General features: G+C 58.5%; 16 protein-coding genes. 6 read left to right on the forward strand and 10 right to left on the reverse strand.

The annotated features are described in order from the left end of the window. Positions 1 to 10: 10 nt before the first annotated feature. Entirely contained in the window at positions 11 to 1,426 is a 1,416-nt protein-coding gene (locus tag AB5Y89_RS01720; RefSeq protein ID WP_041214964.1) for an FAD-dependent oxidoreductase, read from the forward strand. A gap of 85 nt (positions 1,427 to 1,511) precedes the next feature. Here the strand turns inward: AB5Y89_RS01720 and AB5Y89_RS01725 are convergent, their stop codons facing one another. The 5 genes from AB5Y89_RS01725 to AB5Y89_RS01745 form a co-directional block, all read right to left on the reverse strand. Beyond that, positions 1,512 to 2,273, reverse strand: coding sequence for an amino acid ABC transporter ATP-binding protein (locus tag AB5Y89_RS01725; protein WP_042864046.1), 762 nt, complete (start codon positions 2,271 to 2,273; stop codon positions 1,512 to 1,514). Next, positions 2,270 to 2,926, reverse strand: a complete 657-nt coding sequence (locus tag AB5Y89_RS01730; RefSeq protein WP_174217478.1) for an amino acid ABC transporter permease — start codon at positions 2,924 to 2,926, stop codon at positions 2,270 to 2,272. Before AB5Y89_RS01730 ends, AB5Y89_RS01725 begins: the two co-directional genes overlap by 4 nt. 57 nt (positions 2,927 to 2,983) lie before the next feature. Further along, positions 2,984 to 3,757, reverse strand: coding sequence for an amino acid ABC transporter substrate-binding protein (locus tag AB5Y89_RS01735; RefSeq protein ID WP_368222774.1), 774 nt, complete (start codon positions 3,755 to 3,757; stop codon positions 2,984 to 2,986). Between the two features lie 439 nt (positions 3,758 to 4,196). Continuing rightward, the gene (locus tag AB5Y89_RS01740) at positions 4,197 to 4,409 is read right to left on the reverse strand and encodes a hypothetical protein (protein WP_368222775.1); all 213 of its coding nucleotides are present in this window, start codon (positions 4,407 to 4,409) and stop codon (positions 4,197 to 4,199) included. 24 nt (positions 4,410 to 4,433) lie between these two features. After that, entirely contained in the window at positions 4,434 to 5,012 is a 579-nt protein-coding gene (locus tag AB5Y89_RS01745; protein ID WP_010675174.1) for an O-methyltransferase, read from the reverse strand. A 61-nt stretch (positions 5,013 to 5,073) separates the two neighbouring features. On the opposite strand from AB5Y89_RS01745, the gene AB5Y89_RS01750 reads away from it, so the two are divergent. Then, positions 5,074 to 5,268, forward strand: coding sequence for a hypothetical protein (locus AB5Y89_RS01750; protein ID WP_368222776.1), 195 nt, complete (start codon positions 5,074 to 5,076; stop codon positions 5,266 to 5,268). On the opposite strand, the gene AB5Y89_RS01755 is transcribed toward AB5Y89_RS01750, so the two are convergent. The 5 genes from AB5Y89_RS01755 to AB5Y89_RS01775 all read right to left on the reverse strand — a co-directional run bounded on the left by AB5Y89_RS01755 (position 5,265) and on the right by AB5Y89_RS01775 (position 9,977). After that, entirely contained in the window at positions 5,265 to 5,696 is a 432-nt protein-coding gene (locus AB5Y89_RS01755) for a protease (protein WP_319907851.1), read from the reverse strand. The genes AB5Y89_RS01750 and AB5Y89_RS01755 overlap by 4 nt on opposite strands. Before the next feature lie 44 nt (positions 5,697 to 5,740). Beyond that, positions 5,741 to 6,781, reverse strand: a complete 1,041-nt coding sequence (locus AB5Y89_RS01760) for a M35 family metallo-endopeptidase (RefSeq protein ID WP_368222777.1) — start codon at positions 6,779 to 6,781, stop codon at positions 5,741 to 5,743. Between the two features lie 254 nt (positions 6,782 to 7,035). After that, complete coding sequence (locus AB5Y89_RS01765) at positions 7,036 to 7,671, reverse strand: DUF2913 family protein (RefSeq protein ID WP_045524285.1); 636 nt, start codon at positions 7,669 to 7,671, stop codon at positions 7,036 to 7,038. Between the two features lie 114 nt (positions 7,672 to 7,785). Next, positions 7,786 to 9,081, reverse strand: coding sequence for a DEAD/DEAH box helicase (locus tag AB5Y89_RS01770; protein WP_180344881.1), 1,296 nt, complete (start codon positions 9,079 to 9,081; stop codon positions 7,786 to 7,788). Between the two features lie 245 nt (positions 9,082 to 9,326). Next, positions 9,327 to 9,977 (reverse strand): DedA family protein, encoded by a 651-nt coding sequence (locus AB5Y89_RS01775; protein WP_368222778.1) that lies wholly within the window; start codon positions 9,975 to 9,977, stop codon positions 9,327 to 9,329. Between the two features lie 333 nt (positions 9,978 to 10,310). On the opposite strand from AB5Y89_RS01775, the gene AB5Y89_RS01780 reads away from it, so the two are divergent. The 4 genes from AB5Y89_RS01780 to AB5Y89_RS01795 all read left to right on the forward strand — a co-directional run bounded on the left by AB5Y89_RS01780 (position 10,311) and on the right by AB5Y89_RS01795 (position 14,685). Beyond that, positions 10,311 to 11,279 carry a hypothetical protein gene (locus AB5Y89_RS01780; protein WP_368222779.1) on the forward strand — a complete coding sequence of 323 codons (969 nt, stop codon included), beginning with the start codon at positions 10,311 to 10,313 and terminating at the stop codon, positions 11,277 to 11,279. 217 nt (positions 11,280 to 11,496) lie between these two features. Then, positions 11,497 to 12,129, forward strand: coding sequence for a topoisomerase DNA-binding C4 zinc finger domain-containing protein (locus AB5Y89_RS01785; RefSeq protein ID WP_052816477.1), 633 nt, complete (start codon positions 11,497 to 11,499; stop codon positions 12,127 to 12,129). Positions 12,130 to 12,154: 25 nt separating this feature from the next. Beyond that, the gene (locus tag AB5Y89_RS01790; RefSeq protein ID WP_368222781.1) at positions 12,155 to 13,012 is read left to right on the forward strand and encodes an NERD domain-containing protein; all 858 of its coding nucleotides are present in this window, start codon (positions 12,155 to 12,157) and stop codon (positions 13,010 to 13,012) included. 50 nt (positions 13,013 to 13,062) lie between these two features. After that, the gene (locus AB5Y89_RS01795; protein ID WP_277856030.1) at positions 13,063 to 14,685 is read left to right on the forward strand and encodes a TIGR04141 family sporadically distributed protein; all 1,623 of its coding nucleotides are present in this window, start codon (positions 13,063 to 13,065) and stop codon (positions 14,683 to 14,685) included. Positions 14,686 to 14,801: the final 116 nt, after the last annotated feature.

The raw sequence follows: 14,801 nt of genomic DNA on the forward strand, positions 1-14,801 counted from the left end.
AGGGAACCCTATGAGCCAGAACGTATTCCAGTTTATCGATGTCCAGCGGGTCGACCCGCCCAAGAAGCCGCTCAAGATCCGCAAGATCCAGTTCGTGGAGATCTACGAGCCCTTCAACCAGGCCCAGGTCGGCATGCAGGCAGATCGCTGCCTCGACTGCGGCAACCCCTATTGCGAGTGGAAGTGCCCGGTACACAACTACATCCCCAACTGGCTGAAGCTGGCCAACGAGGGACGCATTCTGGAGGCGGTGGAGCTCTCCCACCAGACCAACAGCCTGCCGGAGGTATGTGGCCGCGTTTGCCCGCAAGACAGACTGTGTGAGGGTGCTTGCACCCTCAACGACAGATTCGGCGCCGTGACCATCGGCAACATCGAAAAGTACATCACCGACAAGGCCTTCGAGATGGGCTGGCGCCCAGATCTTTCCAAGGTGGTCAAGACCGACAAGCGGGTCGCCGTCATTGGCGCGGGCCCAGCGGGCCTTGCCTGTGCCGACGTGCTGGCACGCAATGGCGTCACCCCTGTGGTGTTCGACAAGTACCCGGAGATAGGTGGTCTGCTCACCTTCGGTATCCCCTCCTTCAAGCTGGAGAAAGAGGTGATGCAGCGCCGCCGCGAGATCTTCGAGGGGATGGGAGTGGAGTTTCGTCTCGAGACCGAAGTGGGCCGTGACGTCACCTTCGCCGATCTGCTCGGCGAGTTCGATGCGGTCTTCCTCGGGGTCGGCACCTACAAGTACATGAAGGGCGGCTTTGCCAACGAAGAGGCGCCGGGGGTCTACGACGCCCTGCCCTACCTCATCTCCAACGCCAACCGGCTGCTGGGCTTTGAGAAGGCGCAAGCCGATTACATCGACTTCGCCGGCAAGCAGGTAGTGGTGCTGGGGGGCGGCGACACCGCCATGGACTGCGTGCGCACCGCCATCCGCCAGGGGGCCGATCGGGTGATCTGCGCCTACCGCCGGGATGCCGAGAACATGCCGGGCTCCAAGCGGGAGGTGAAAAACGCCCAGGAGGAAGGGGTGGAATTCATGTTCAACCTCCAGCCCATCGGCGTGGAGCTGGACGCCCACGGCCGCACCTGCGGCATCAAGGTGGTGAGCACCGAGCTCGGCGCCCCCGATGCCAATGGCCGCCGCAATCCTGTGGTCATTGAAGGCTCCGAGCAGGTGCTGCCCGCCGATGCGGTGGTGATGGCGTTCGGCTTCCAACCCAACCCCCAGCCCTGGATGGCAGAGCACGGCGTCGAGCTCGACGGCCGGGATCGCATCAAGGCGCCCGAGAAGGCCGAGTACGCCTTCCAGACCAGCAACCCCAAGGTGTTCGCCGGTGGTGACGCGGTGCGCGGCTCGGATCTGGTGGTGACCGCCATTTATGAGGGTCGCAAGGCGGCCGAAGGGATCATGGACTACCTGGCCGTGTGATCTGCCGCCATAACCAAGCAGCCATGCAAACAGCCCCGCTCGTGCGGGGCTGTTTTTTATCTCGCTCTCAATCCGCCAGAACCGGCTAGATGCTCCAGCTCTCCGGCAGCCGCTCGGTGAGGGTGGAGATGTATTCGAAGGTACGCGCCCGCTTGGGGGTGGTGAACATCTGACGCGCACTACCCGCCTCCACCACCTCCCCGGCCTCCAGGAAGATCACCTGCTGCGCAATCTGGGCTGCAAGGCGCAAGTCATGGGTGGCGATCAGCATGGTGGTCCCCTCACTGGCCAGCTGGCGCAGCACGGTCACCACCTCCTGGGCAAGCTCGGGATCCAGCGCCGAGGTAGGCTCGTCACAGAGCAGCACCTTGGGGGATGGCGCCAGCGCCCGGGCAATGGCGACCCGCTGCTGCTGACCGCCGGAGAGGGTGGCAGGCACCGCCTCGGCCTTGTGCCTGAGCCCCACCTTGTCGAGCAGTTGCAGGGCGCGCGCCACTGCCCTCTCCCTGGGCCACTTCAACACGGTCACCAACCCTTCCATCACGTTCTCCAGCACCGTCATGTGCGGGAACAGCTGGAAATTCTGGAACACCATGCCGGTCTGCTGGCGCAGGGCCAGCACGCTTTGCCGTGACAGATGCCGGGTAAAGTCGAGCTCGCTGCCCCCCAGCACCAGCTGGCCTGCATCGGGTCGCTCCAGCAGGTTCACGCAGCGCAGCAAGGTACTCTTGCCGCTGCCGGAGGGACCGATCAGGGCGGTGACGCTGCCCGCGGCCATCGCCAGCCCCACCCCTTTCAACACGCGCTGCCCCGCAAACTGTTTCTCGATGCCACTCAAGCGGATCATAGGGCGACCTCCCGGGTCTCTTTGTGAGCCAGTCGCTGCTCCAGCCTGTCTTGCAGGGTGGAGAGTACCGAGCTGAACATCAGGTAGATGAGGGCCGTCTCGATATAGAGGATGAGCGGCTCATAGGTGACGGAGGCGAGGCGCTGGGCCGCCTGAAACAGCTCGGGCACGGTCACCGCCGCCGCCAGCGACGTGTCTTTGACCAGGGAGATGAAGGTGTTGGAGAGCGGTGGCACCGCGATGCGCGCCGCCTGCGGCAGGATCACCCGCCACATGACCTGGGGCCAGTTCATGCCGATGGAGTAGGCTGCCTCCCACTGCCCCTTGGGGATGGCCGCCAGGGTGGCACGAATGATCTCCGAGCTGTAGGCACCGATGTTGAGGGTGAAACCGATGACGGCGGCGGTGAAGGCGTCCAGCACGATGCCGGCGCTCGGCAGACCGTAAAAGATCAGAAACAGCTGCACCAGCAGGGGCGTGCCCCGAATAAGCCAGACATAGAAGCGGACCAGCATCACCAGCGGAGCCGGACCATATAATCTGGCCAGCGCCACCGACAAGCCGAGCACGATTCCCAGCACGAAGGTAATCAGAGTGAGTGGCACGGTAAAAATAAGCCCCGCACTGAGCAGGGGCCAAAAAGAGTCGATCATTAACTGCAACCAGGCCGGCACGTTAATATCCTCAGTTGTTATTATGTTGCCACGATATTATTGCGAGACGTCGGTGCCGAAATATTTCTGCGATATATTCTGATATGCGCCATCCTGCTTGGCATTGCGCAGCGCCTGATTGATGGCAGCCAGCAACTCGGGTTGCCCCTTGGCGAGCAGGGCAGCAGATTGATCCCCCTTGGCCTCGCTGGCCGCCACCTTCAATTTGGCGTCCGGCTTCTGTTTCTTGAAGTCGAGGAAGGAGAGGCTGTCGTTGATGGTGGCATCCACCCGCCCGGTCAGCACCAGTTCGAGTGACTGGTTGAATCCCTCGGTGGCCACCACCTCGGCGCCCGATGATTTCGCCAGCTGGGCGAAGTTGCTGGTCAGGGACTGGGAGGATTTCTTGCCCTTCAGATCGGCAAAGCTCTTGATGCTTTGGTTGTCGCTGTGCACCACGATCACCGCCTTGGAGGTGATGTAGGGGTCTGAAAAATCATATTTTTTCAACCGTTCAGGGGTGATGGCCACTTCGTTGAGCACCAGGTCGTAGCGCTTGGCGTCCACCCCGGCGATGAGCCCGTCCCACTTGCCCTCGACGAACTGCGGCTTCACGCCCAGACCGCTTGCAATCAGCTCGCCTATCTCCACGTCAAAGCCCACCAGCTTGCCGCTCTTGTCGTGGTAGGTGAAGGGAGGATAGGTCCCTTCGGTGCCGATCTTGATCACTCCGGCCCGCTGGATCTCGGCCAGGCTTGACTGTGCCTGTACCGATGTCATCAGTGCCAGCGGAAGTGCCGCCATTAAAAACAGGGAGTGCCGTTTTTTCATTATTCACCTCGTTATATTTATGAACATCCAGAGCGCTTGCCAACCACCACAAAATAAAACCAGCCGGTTATCATGTTTAATTTAAATTAATTATCGGCAGAGATAACCTTCATAGTGCTTGCTGGCGGTATGGATGAAACATAACGTGGCTCATGGCATGACCCAACCATGAAATACGGGGATATTTAGCGAAATAATGGATAACGAATAAATAATGGCCGGGCTAGCCGAGGAATTGCCCCGCTGGCGGCGCTCCGTCAGCGGAAACCATATCAGGCGGGTTGCAGCTCCCGCGGGATGGCAGTGGCCCAATCACGACATAACGTATCAATCGGGCCAAAATTCAGTCTGATGACAAATGGGATTGCCACGCACCACGTGGAAGGTCATGGCGGGATGGCGCGCGCCTTGACGTCACCGTCGATGATCACCCCTTCGGTCACCACCTCCCGCCCTGCTCCAGCAGGCGAACGATGTCGACATTCCAGGGCCCGGTCGCCGGGTAGCTCCGATGGATCTCGACGAAGTTGACCCGCCCCTCGCGCCGCTCCCCCAACGTTGGCCAGTCACAGAGGAAGTCATCGCTCAGCCACCTGGGGGTCTTGACGAAATCGTTGCTTTGCATGGTCTGCACCACGGTTTTTGGTTCCATGGTCCTGTTTTCCATCCAGCCCTCCTACAACCGCACCACCAGCCACTCCCCCTTGCCCACCGGCACCAGGGAAGTCAGGAAATCGGGGTCACGCCGCACCTGTGCCATCCACTCCCTCATCTCGTCCTCATGCGAGATGGCATTGTCCACCACCAGCAGGCCACGAGGGGCAAGCAGGCGCTGGATCTCGGGCCACCAGGCCTGGTAGTGGCGGCGCTCGGAGTCGAGGAAGATGAGCTGATAGCCCGCCGTCGGCAGGCAGGGCAACAGGCTGCCGGCCTCCCCCGCCAACTGCTCAATCCAGGGAGTGAGCCCGGCCCGCTCAAAGTTGGTCGCCGCCATGGTCCGTTTGCCCTCGTCCAGCTCGATGGTGGTGACCCGGCCCCCCAGCCGTTTCACTGCCTCGGCCAGCCAGAGGGTGGAGTAACCGTTGGAGGTGCCGATCTCCAGCACAGCCTGCGCCCCCCTCGTCTGCACCAGCACCGCCAGCAGTTCGCCGGTGTCGCGGGTAATGTTGAGCATCTTGCTGCCACGGGAGTGTTGCGCGCCGTCATTCTGCTCGCCAAAGCGCTCCAGCTCCCGTTTCAGTTGTTCCAGTGCCATGTCTCCTCCTTGACGGTGTAAACGAGTCGGCCCGGTGCATGGCATGGCTGGACCGCCCCTCATGTTCATCATTTTGCTATCGACCCACTCGGTGGCCCATCCCCTGCGTCATCCGGATAAAGACAACACCCTGGCTCACCATGTGATCACGCTGGTGCACTGCTGCTGGCGGGAAAGCCAATCGTCACGCGGTCTGGCGGGGGCCCCCCGCGCCGTCGGGCTGCTGGATACCAAGGGCAAGCAGCAGATCGCCTAGGGGGCCACCCGGGTAAAGTCGATGGCGGGGCAGCTGGGCGCCACGCCCTTGGTCAGCGTCAGGGGCTTGGCACGATAGCTGAGCCGGTAGCGGCCCGGTTGGGACAGATCGTAGGCCTGCGCCAGGTCCGCATCGGCCTGGCTCTGCTCCCCCGCCCCCAGGTGCAGGAAGTCGCCGTCCCCGGGGGTACCTCGCTTGGCAAGCGGCCCTCGATAGTCCAGCGGCTGCCCATCGCGGGTCAGGTCGATGGCATCGGCAAACCACCCCTCGAAGGGGGTGAACCAGGTCAATACCTCGAGGGGCGTCTCCCCCCGGTTGGTCAGGGTCATCACCAGGGGCAGGGGTTCGTTCACCCCGCTCTCTGCGCTGACCGACAGCTCGCACTGCAAGGGCGCCAGTGCCAGGGTGGTGAGCAAGAGTGTCATCATGGTGCCTCCGTCAAAAAAGGGGCCATCCGGCCCCTGTTTGCAACTCAATTTTCGCTCGGGGTATTCTCGGCGAAATATTCATGGTTGTCGGCATTGTTCAGGGCCTTCTGGGGATCCGTGCTCGCCAGATTGCGCGCATTGGCCTGACCGTATCCCAGATCGTCGGTACCCGCCACCACGTTGAAGTGGCTCAGCTCGTGGACAATGGTGCCGGCGCGGGAATCGGTCCCGGTGACCGGCGCTGTCCAGAAGCTCTTGCACAGATAGACCTTGTAGGGCTGGTCCGGATAGACATAGGCAAAGTAGCTCTGCTTGCAACCGCAGTCGAAGGTGAGCGGCTTGTTGTCGATGGCATCCTTGATCTTGCTGAAGTTGGTCTCGGCCTGGTTCCAGCGGGTGGCGTCATAGGCGCCAAACCAGCTGCGGTAGCGCTGCCCATTCGGCTTGTCCACCGCGAGGTAGCTGCTGGAGTTGTTGGCGATGCCACTCGCGGCATCGAGCGCCGCCAGGATGTCGCTCTTCTGGGTGTTGGTGCAACGGCCGCTGAAGCTGACCGAGGCGCTCACCGCCTGGGGCTCGGCTACCGCCGCCTTGGCCAGCACCCGATCGTCGCTCACCCCGTCCACCCAGAGGGTCACGGCATTGGACTCGCTCGCCTGGGCCTGTTTGGCCTTGGCCGCTTTCCCCTCCTGCGCCACGGTCGGCAGCAGGTAACGGATGCTGTACTGGCCCTGGGCACTCATGTCGTAGAGACCGGAGACCTCCGCCTGCACTGTCAGGCTCTGGCCCGCCTTGAGCAGTTGGTAGTCCTTGTCACTCGGTACGGCCCGCTTGATCAGGGCCCCTTCGTAATCCACCGGCTGGCCGTCACGCTCCACCTGGAACAGGGGAGCATCCTCGCTGCCCGGCAGTTGCCATTTGAGCAGACGAACCGGCTTCTCCCCGGTGTTGGTCAGGGTCAGGTTGACGCGCACATCGTCTGTGCTGCCCTCCACCAGGGTGAGCCGGGCATCGAGTCCGGCGGCGCAGAGCGGGGACGCCAGCACGCCGGCCAGCAACAGGGCAATTGGAGTCGCTTTCATCATGTTTCCTCATTCATTGAGTGTCGCCTTGTCAGGCGGTCTGCTTCCTTTAAGGCCCTCTTTGGGGCCCATCCACCCTAGAGCAGAAGCACCACCCCACCATCCCTCCATATGGGGGACGCCCCCCATCAGAGGGGGAGCCTCTTGGCTGCGACAAAGATTGCCCGCCCGGCCCCGGGCGTGCAGGCAACCCCGTGTGGCGTATTTGCCATAAAAAAACCCGGCGCAGGGCCGGGTGACGGGATGAAAAGGCGGGGTCAGGAGGCCAGCAGCGCCAGGGCTGGCTGCGCGTTGCCCGGCATCAGCCGATAGGCCTTGTGGTGCTTGACCAGGGTGGTTTTCTTGTTGCCCTGGCTCAGCAGCAGGCCCCGGGCAAATGCCGCCTCGGCCAGTACCTGCTCGTCCCCGCGCACATAGAGGGTGAGGGGCTTGACCAGCTCCCCCCCCTCGATATGGCCCTGATACTCGCTGGCCGAGATGATCAGGCTGGATTGCCCCTGGCTCAGCAGCCGCTGCCGGGTGTTCAGTTCGCTGTCGGTGAACACCAGCCAGCCCGCCCCCTCCAGCGCCAAAAGCAGATCGGCCAGGCGCGCCCCCAGCTGTACCGGCTCATGCATGGCACGCTCATACTGGCGCTGCACCCGCTCAAGCAGCCCCTTGAGATCGGCCCCCGCCCCCAGCGTCCGCCCCAGTTGCACCCAGGTCTTGAGATCCTCCATCACCAGCCGGGAGAACCGTTTCTCCTTGAGAGAATCCGCCATCCAGGTACAGAGAAAGTGGCTCTCCTGAGCGGGGGTGCGTTTGCCCGTCTTCTGGGCGGCAGTGCGCTCCAGCTCCGCCAGGCTCTGGCGGGCCATCTCGAGCAGGGCCTGATTGTAAGCAGGAAGGGTCATCTCGGATCCTCTGAAACGGGGCGGCCAGGGGCCGCGTCATCGACAGCACAAAGGCGCCAGTGGCGCCTTTGGAGAGTAAACGCCCCTCCCCGACCGGGAGGGGGCGACGTTGCCTTATTTCGGCTGACGGGGCTTCTTGGCCGCCGCCAGACGCTTGAGGCGCTGACCTTGCAGTTTCGCCTCGGCCATGGCCTGGGCGGCGGCATTGTCTTCACGCTGCGGGCGCTTGCCGAAGCGGCGGCGCTCCTGCAACTGCTTGATGAGGTCGTCACGGCTGCTCACCTCATAACCCGGCACCATGATGCGGCGGATCTTCTGGCCGATGAGAGCCTCGATCTCCAGCAGGGTGCGCTCCTCCTCGCGACTGACGAAGGAGATGGCCATGCCGCTCTTGCCAGCGCGACCGGTTCGGCCGATACGGTGCACGTAATCTTCCGCGAGGAACGGCAGATCATAGTTGACCACGTATTCCAGGCTCGGAATGTCCAGGCCGCGGGCGGCCACCTCGGTGGCCACCAGCACCCGCAGCTTGCCTTCGGTGAATTCACGCAAGGCGCGGCGACGGCTCCCCTGGGCCTTGTCACCGTGCACCACGGCAGACTTGATGCCGTCGAGGTTGAGCTCCTCCACCAGTTCATCGCAGCTCTCGCGGGTGCTGGCAAACACCAGCACCTGCTGCCAGTTCTGCTTGCCGATAAGCTCGGAGAGCAGCTCGCGCTTGCGCTTCTGTTCCACCGGATAAACGGTGTGGCTCACGGTGTCGGCAGTGGAGTTCTGCTTGTCGACGGCCACCACCTGGGGTTTGTCCAGCATGAGGTTGGCCAGCTTTTTCACCGCCTCGGAGAAGGTGGCGGAGAAGAGCAGGTTCTGGCGGGTCTTGTTGACCGCCTGCAGGATCTGCTGCACATCGGCGCTAAAGCCCATGTCGAGGATGCGATCCGCCTCGTCCAGCACCAGAGTCTCGACCCCGGAGAGGCTCAGGTTGCAGGCGGTGAGGTGCTCGAGCAGACGGCCAGGGGTGGCCACTATGATGTGTGCGCCCGCTTTGAGCTTCTTGGCCTGCACATCCTGTTTGCCACCACCCACGATGGTGAGGGTGGAGATCCCCAGATACTTGGCGAAATCGTTGATATTGCTCGCCACCTGGGCTGCCAGCTCGCGGGTCGGGGTCAGGATCAGCACGCGGGCATTGGAAGGCTGCACCGGCGCCGGGTTGTCTACCAGGCGTTGCAGGATGGGCAACGCAAAGGCGGCGGTCTTGCCGGTACCGGTCTGGGCACTGGCCAGCACATCGCGGCCACGGCGAATGGCCGGGATGGCCTGGCTCTGCACAGGGGTCATCTCCTGATAACCGCAATCTGAGATGGCGCGCAAAATCTCGGGGGCAAAATCGAACGATTCAAATCTCATGTTGGGTTCCTGTGTTCCAGCGGAGCTGTAGTTGGCGTGGGTGGCCTGGGCCGGCGTGTGGCCTGGCATCGGCGAGGCGTGGAGCCAAGGACGGCTGGGTCTGACATCAGATCAGAAGATGAGCCGGAAAATGGCGGGCGCGAAGTGTAACAGATAGGCGACAGGAATGCCGCCTCCAATGGCCTGTATTTTTCCGGCGGCTGCGCTCTCCAGATGCGGCAGCAGGCGCGGCCCGGGCAGTGAGATCAGCGCACCCGCTTGCTCGGACGCTTGAGCAGCCGCATACCGATGGCCGCCACCGCGATGACGAACAGCCCGAAAGAGGTGACGAGCAGGCACTTGGTCAGCAGCTCCTGATGATGGGCAAAGACCGGGGTCGCCATCACCATCTTGCCGACCATGCTCAATACCAGGGACCAGAGGACGGCGCTGGCAAAACTCGCCACGGCCACCCGCAGCAGGTGCAGGCGGGAGACTCCCATCAACATGGGGGTCAACACTCTCACGAAGGGGATGAAACGGGACACGAACATGGCCCAGAAACCGTAACGATCCAGCAGTCGGGAGGCCCTGGGCAGGCTCCCTTCCGGGATCATTCGCTCCACATGGCCCATGAAACGGGTGCCATGCAGTGCCTGCCCCTGCCAGTAGGCGAGCACGCTCCCTATCCCGGCCGCGAGCGGCAGATAGAGCAAGGTCACCTCGGGCCCCAGCACACCCATGCCCACCAGACCGCCCGCCAGCAGCACCAGGCTGTCACCGGGCAGGGGCAGAAAGACGAAGCTCGATTCAAGGAAGAGGATCACCACCAGACAGGTGACGAGCAGACCGATTGCCTGCATTTGTATAAGCTGATCAAAATCCTGATGCCATATGGCAAGCAGCATGTCCTGCATCTGGTGTGACTCCCATCAACGTAATGCGCATTCGTCATGATGACCCGAAGGCCCCGTCTGGTAATCCATCCCTGCTACCACCCCAATGTTCGTATGGGAGGCCTCTTATACACCCGGGGAACTGAACAATAAATTAATGTCTGTGATTTCTGCCCAGCGGTTCACCCTTCTCGCCCCCCCCTGCCCCCGCCAAAGCGAGGGCAACCTGGCCCATCAGACCAGTGTGCATGCCCCCAAAACAGGACGGGTCGGCCCTTGCCAGGCTGCCAAGCCAGATGAAACCCGTTACAGTGTGAACATGCCCCGATGGACGGGGTACTCATGGAGCCAGGTATGGCAAGACAGCTCTCTTCTCACACACTTTCCTTGCTGGCGGTGCTTGCCGGCGTCTCTGCCGGTCTTGTGACAAAGGCCCGTGCCAGCGACGAGAGCCTGGTGCAACAGCGCGCCAACGCCGTCGTCTCCCTCATGAGCTACGCCGTGGTGCCGGATATCACCGCCAGCAACCTGAATATCGGCAGCGGCACCAACGACACCTCCGCCCTCACCATCACCCAGCTCGGGGGTGGCGCCACCCTGAGCGAGGATGTTCCCCTCTATCTGGAGGGCACCCTGGGCTACAGCCGCTACGATCCCCAGTTCGTGTTCACCGATGGCAACGAGACCCGCACCATTCCCACCAAATGGAACAGCCTGAGCGCCACCGGCGGCATCGGCTGGGATGTCGGCGTCCACCGGGATCGCTTTGGTGGCAATCTGGTGCTGCGGCCCATCGCCAATGTCACCCTGGGCACGGTGGCCAGCGACCTTCGCATCGGGGCCGCCCTGCTCGAGCACAGGAGCGGCCAGAATCTGGACTTCCTCGACGGCGGCACCCTCAATGTCTATGGCCTCGGCGGCTCATTGATGCTGGACTATGAGCTCTTCTCCGCCGCCCAGGACATCGATGCCGAGCTGCGCTACTCCTACCAGCATCTGCAAAGCTTCACCGGCACCGCCGAGAGCGTCAGCGGTCAGGCCGATGCGGAAAACCTCGGGCTTTACCTGCGCCGTCGTGCTCCCCTCTGGGACTGGACCCTGCTGGACAGGCCTCTTCGCTACGTGCTGGAAGGAGCCAGAACCGAATACCTGGGGCAGCAACGGGGGCTGCTCGGTTTCAACAGCCTCAACTCCCTGGGACTTGGCCTCGAACTCGACAGCAGCAAGTACGACATCTTCATCACCCGCACCCGGCTGGTGGCCCGCTATATGTTCAGCAACAGTACCAGCGGCTACTCCATCGGACTGGCGATGAGTTTCTAGCGCAGCAAGGCGACATGAACCGTCCCCATCACCAAATCTCTGACTGAACGCACATTTGACTCCATTGCCGCTATGAGGTCCCACCTGTATCTCCTAGCATGGGGATACGGACGGTGGGTGAAGACGTAAAGCAGAACCACGCCGGGGATTGTGGTCAGGCTGACTGCCTACTGTTGAGCAGAGAACACATGACATTTCCAGGGACAGGGAGCTTGTTATGGCCAAATTTCTGAATACCAGCGCAACCAACTATTTCCTCGAAGAGCTGATAAAGGATGCCAAGGAGCGGTTAATCCTGATCAGCCCCTTTCTCAAACTCAATGACAGGATCAAGGAGCTGCTGACCGACAAGAACCGGCTCAAGATCGATGTGCGGATCGTCTATGGCAAGAGCGAACTCCAACCGGAAGAGATCAGCTGGCTCAAGGAGCTCACCTATATCCGCACCAGCTTTTGCAAAAATCTCCATGCCAAGTGCTACCTCAATGAGGAGATGTGCATTGTCACCAGCCTGAACCTCTACGAATTCAGCCAGGTGAACAACAACGAGATGGGGGTGTTGATCCGGCGGGCGGATGACAGTGAGCTGTACCGCGATGCCTACGATGAAGCCCAGCGCATTATTCGGGTGAGCGAGGAGGTGCGCATCACGTTGGAGCGCGTCGCAAGCGACAGTGACCCGCAGGACAACGTGGCCGCCCATGCAGGTACAGCACCGGTTTGTCCAAAATGCGGCACAACCATGGTACTGAGGACCAGCAAACGGGGAGATACCAAGGGCAACAGCTTCTGGGGCTGCCCCGAATACCCCAAGTGTCGCAGCATCATCCCCATCGAGACCCATCCCTGACCGGGATCTGTGAAGGCTAAATCACATGGATATCACTGCTGCCATAGCGCCACTGCTGACTCAGCTCTGGTTTCTCCTGCCACTGCTGTTGATTGCGACCCTGCTCAAAACGGCCTGGTTCAAAGGGATGGTCGGGGAGTGGTTTATCAATCTCTGTATTCGGCTCTTTCTCGACAAGCGGGAATATCGCCTGCTCAAGGACGTGACCCTGCCCACCCCCCAGGGCAGCACCCAGATAGACCATGTGATCGTCTCCCGCTTCGGGCTATTCGTGATTGAGACCAAGAACATGAAGGGCTGGATATTCGGCAACCCGACCCAGAAACGCTGGACCCAGCAGATCTATCGCCGCAAGCACAGCTTCCAGAACCCGCTGCATCAGAACCACTTGCATATGATGACCCTCAAATCCCTGCTGGGGCTGGCGGATCACCAGTTGCATTCCATCGTCTATTTTATTGGCGACTGCACCTTCAAGACTCCCATGCCGGAAAACGTCATGCGTCGCGGACTGGTCAGCTATATCAAGAGCAAGACCACTCCCGTCTTGAGCACCGCCGACGTCGATCGGATTATCGACACCATTCAGCAAGGCCGCTTGACCGCCAGTTGGCAAACCCACCGGCAGCATGTCACCCAGCTCAAGACTCGTCATGCCGACCCATCCGCCAACCATGTTTCCACCCGCGAACCTGTCAGGCAATCAGTTGCAAACCCACCCTCACAGAGCGTATCGCCATCGGACAATCCACCCCCGATCTGCCCCAGATGTGGCAGCACCATGGTATTGCGCACTGCAACTCGGGGGGAGAACAAGGGCAATCAGTTTTGGGGATGCAGCGGATACCCAAAATGCCGATTTATTAAGCCACAATTATTTTAGCTAGTCTGTAGATACTTGTGTCTACACTCAAAAGTTATTTGAGAGGTTCTATGAGTGAAAAGAAAAGAAAAAGAAAGGAAAAGTTGTCCATTTATCTTGTTAGAGACCCGAATAAAATTGAATCGGAGATAATCAATACTGAAAATGCTATGCAACCTATTGACATTGAGCTCCCGGATATAGAATCCGCTCGCTTATACATAAAAAAACATCCACCTAAAAATATACCACCATGGACGCGATTGTTTACCGATAATACCTCTGTAGATAAACTCGCTTTTGGAACCTCATCTAGTGTGGGAGCTGTTTTTATCGTCAAGCTGCTAGGTAATATTTTCATACTATCATTTGGAACTGGGTTCCATCTTTTAAAAGATGATGCTATTGAACGTGATTTTGGATTAAAGGTGACACTAAACTCTGTTGATCCTGATAAACTACGAAGTCTAGATAAAGCCAGTTATGACCATAACCCATTAAATTCAAGAACCCAGAGCACTATTGATGTAGACATATTTAATCTACATCTTGATTCTGAAACAGAAATGTTATACGCCATAACAGGAACCTCTTTAATCCCCGAGTTTGGTCTGAACGTAACAGGTCGAGATGCTCTCACTGTAGCAGTGGAGACAACATTAAATACACTCCCCAAAATATTGGAAATATCCCTATCACAATATAAGAAAAAACTACCGAGTAAGTTCAGTTGGGTTGAAAATATAAATAGGGTAAGAGACCTAGATGAAATTGAAATTCTTGATATGGAACTAGACTCCTGTCTATCAAGCAACAACTATAACGGTATTTGGCTTGGTGAGCCTGAAATAATCGATTGGGAAAATCAAATAGGATACTCGTTTGGTACAGGACAACGAGTGCCAAGGCACCCCGTTTTATCATTAAATGATTATATCGATCATATTGACAGAGACGAACTTACTGTTGAAAGAATGAAGTTAGACACAATATATGTAAACAACAATGACTACCAACCAACAAAGCAATGGTCAGTCTATAGATGTATATATGCAGAAATAGTTTATAGTGGTAACACTTATATACTTAGAAATGGTACTTGGTATCGGGTCAATACAACTTTCACGGAGAGCATTGATAAATACCTGATGGATATAAATATCTATCCTAACGATCTTCCAGAATATTCTCATGAGCGTGAAGAGGATTACAACTTATTTGTGTGCGACTCAGATAGTAGTTTTTGCTTGATGGACAAGAAAAATATTAAAATTGGTGGCGCATATGACAAGATTGAACATTGTGATCTTATTAGAAATGGAAACGAATTCATTCATGTAAAATTTTATAGGAGTTCGGGTACATTAAGTCATTTGTTCTCTCAAGGCCTTGTTGCCGCAGAGGCATTTATTAAAGATGCTTGGTATAGAGAGCAGTTAAATCCAAAATTACCTATTTCAATAAAACTAGATGATCCAACAAAACGACCAACCCCTAGCAATTATAATATTGTATACGCAATTGCTACAAACAAAAACATACCAAATGAATTACCATTTTTTTCGAAAGTCACGTTGAAAAATGCACTAATCATGTTAAGGGCTCTTGATTACAAAGTATCTCTGGCTCAAATTAAAATAGAACCATCGCTCTTTGCAAAGAAATTTTTCCGCCCACAAAAAGTCAGAAAATAACAAAGGTGGCCAATTGGCCGCCTGTACAGATCTAGTTATCACCTGACACCGGCCTCAAACCGGTGTCTTGTTTACGCTACTTTAGTGCGCACTTCCTTCGGTATCAATTTCAGACC

It is taken from the genome of Aeromonas sp. s4 (assembly GCF_040907855.1).
GTDB classification, from domain to species: domain Bacteria; phylum Pseudomonadota; class Gammaproteobacteria; order Enterobacterales; family Aeromonadaceae; genus Aeromonas; species Aeromonas caviae.

Excerpts from the sequence above, each read along its gene's own strand:
- AB5Y89_RS01720 (WP_041214964.1), top strand. The coding sequence starts at position 11 with ATGAGCCAGAACGTATTCCAGTTTATCGATGTCCAGCGGGTCGACCCG.
- AB5Y89_RS01725 (WP_042864046.1), bottom strand. The coding sequence starts at position 2,273 with ATGATCCGCTTGAGTGGCATCGAGAAACAGTTTGCGGGGCAGCGCGTG.
- AB5Y89_RS01730 (WP_174217478.1), bottom strand. The coding sequence starts at position 2,926 with ATGATCGACTCTTTTTGGCCCCTGCTCAGTGCGGGGCTTATTTTTACC.
- AB5Y89_RS01735 (WP_368222774.1), bottom strand. The coding sequence starts at position 3,757 with ATGAAAAAACGGCACTCCCTGTTTTTAATGGCGGCACTTCCGCTGGCA.
- AB5Y89_RS01740 (WP_368222775.1), bottom strand. The coding sequence starts at position 4,409 with ATGGAACCAAAAACCGTGGTGCAGACCATGCAAAGCAACGATTTCGTC.
- AB5Y89_RS01745 (WP_010675174.1), bottom strand. The coding sequence starts at position 5,012 with ATGGCACTGGAACAACTGAAACGGGAGCTGGAGCGCTTTGGCGAGCAG.
- AB5Y89_RS01750 (WP_368222776.1), top strand. The coding sequence starts at position 5,074 with ATGTTCATCATTTTGCTATCGACCCACTCGGTGGCCCATCCCCTGCGT.
- AB5Y89_RS01755 (WP_319907851.1), bottom strand. The coding sequence starts at position 5,696 with ATGATGACACTCTTGCTCACCACCCTGGCACTGGCGCCCTTGCAGTGC.
- AB5Y89_RS01760 (WP_368222777.1), bottom strand. The coding sequence starts at position 6,781 with ATGATGAAAGCGACTCCAATTGCCCTGTTGCTGGCCGGCGTGCTGGCG.
- AB5Y89_RS01765 (WP_045524285.1), bottom strand. The coding sequence starts at position 7,671 with ATGACCCTTCCTGCTTACAATCAGGCCCTGCTCGAGATGGCCCGCCAG.
- AB5Y89_RS01770 (WP_180344881.1), bottom strand. The coding sequence starts at position 9,081 with ATGAGATTTGAATCGTTCGATTTTGCCCCCGAGATTTTGCGCGCCATC.
- AB5Y89_RS01775 (WP_368222778.1), bottom strand. The coding sequence starts at position 9,977 with ATGCAGGACATGCTGCTTGCCATATGGCATCAGGATTTTGATCAGCTT.
- AB5Y89_RS01780 (WP_368222779.1), top strand. The coding sequence starts at position 10,311 with ATGGCAAGACAGCTCTCTTCTCACACACTTTCCTTGCTGGCGGTGCTT.
- AB5Y89_RS01785 (WP_052816477.1), top strand. The coding sequence starts at position 11,497 with ATGGCCAAATTTCTGAATACCAGCGCAACCAACTATTTCCTCGAAGAG.
- AB5Y89_RS01790 (WP_368222781.1), top strand. The coding sequence starts at position 12,155 with ATGGATATCACTGCTGCCATAGCGCCACTGCTGACTCAGCTCTGGTTT.
- AB5Y89_RS01795 (WP_277856030.1), top strand. The coding sequence starts at position 13,063 with ATGAGTGAAAAGAAAAGAAAAAGAAAGGAAAAGTTGTCCATTTATCTT.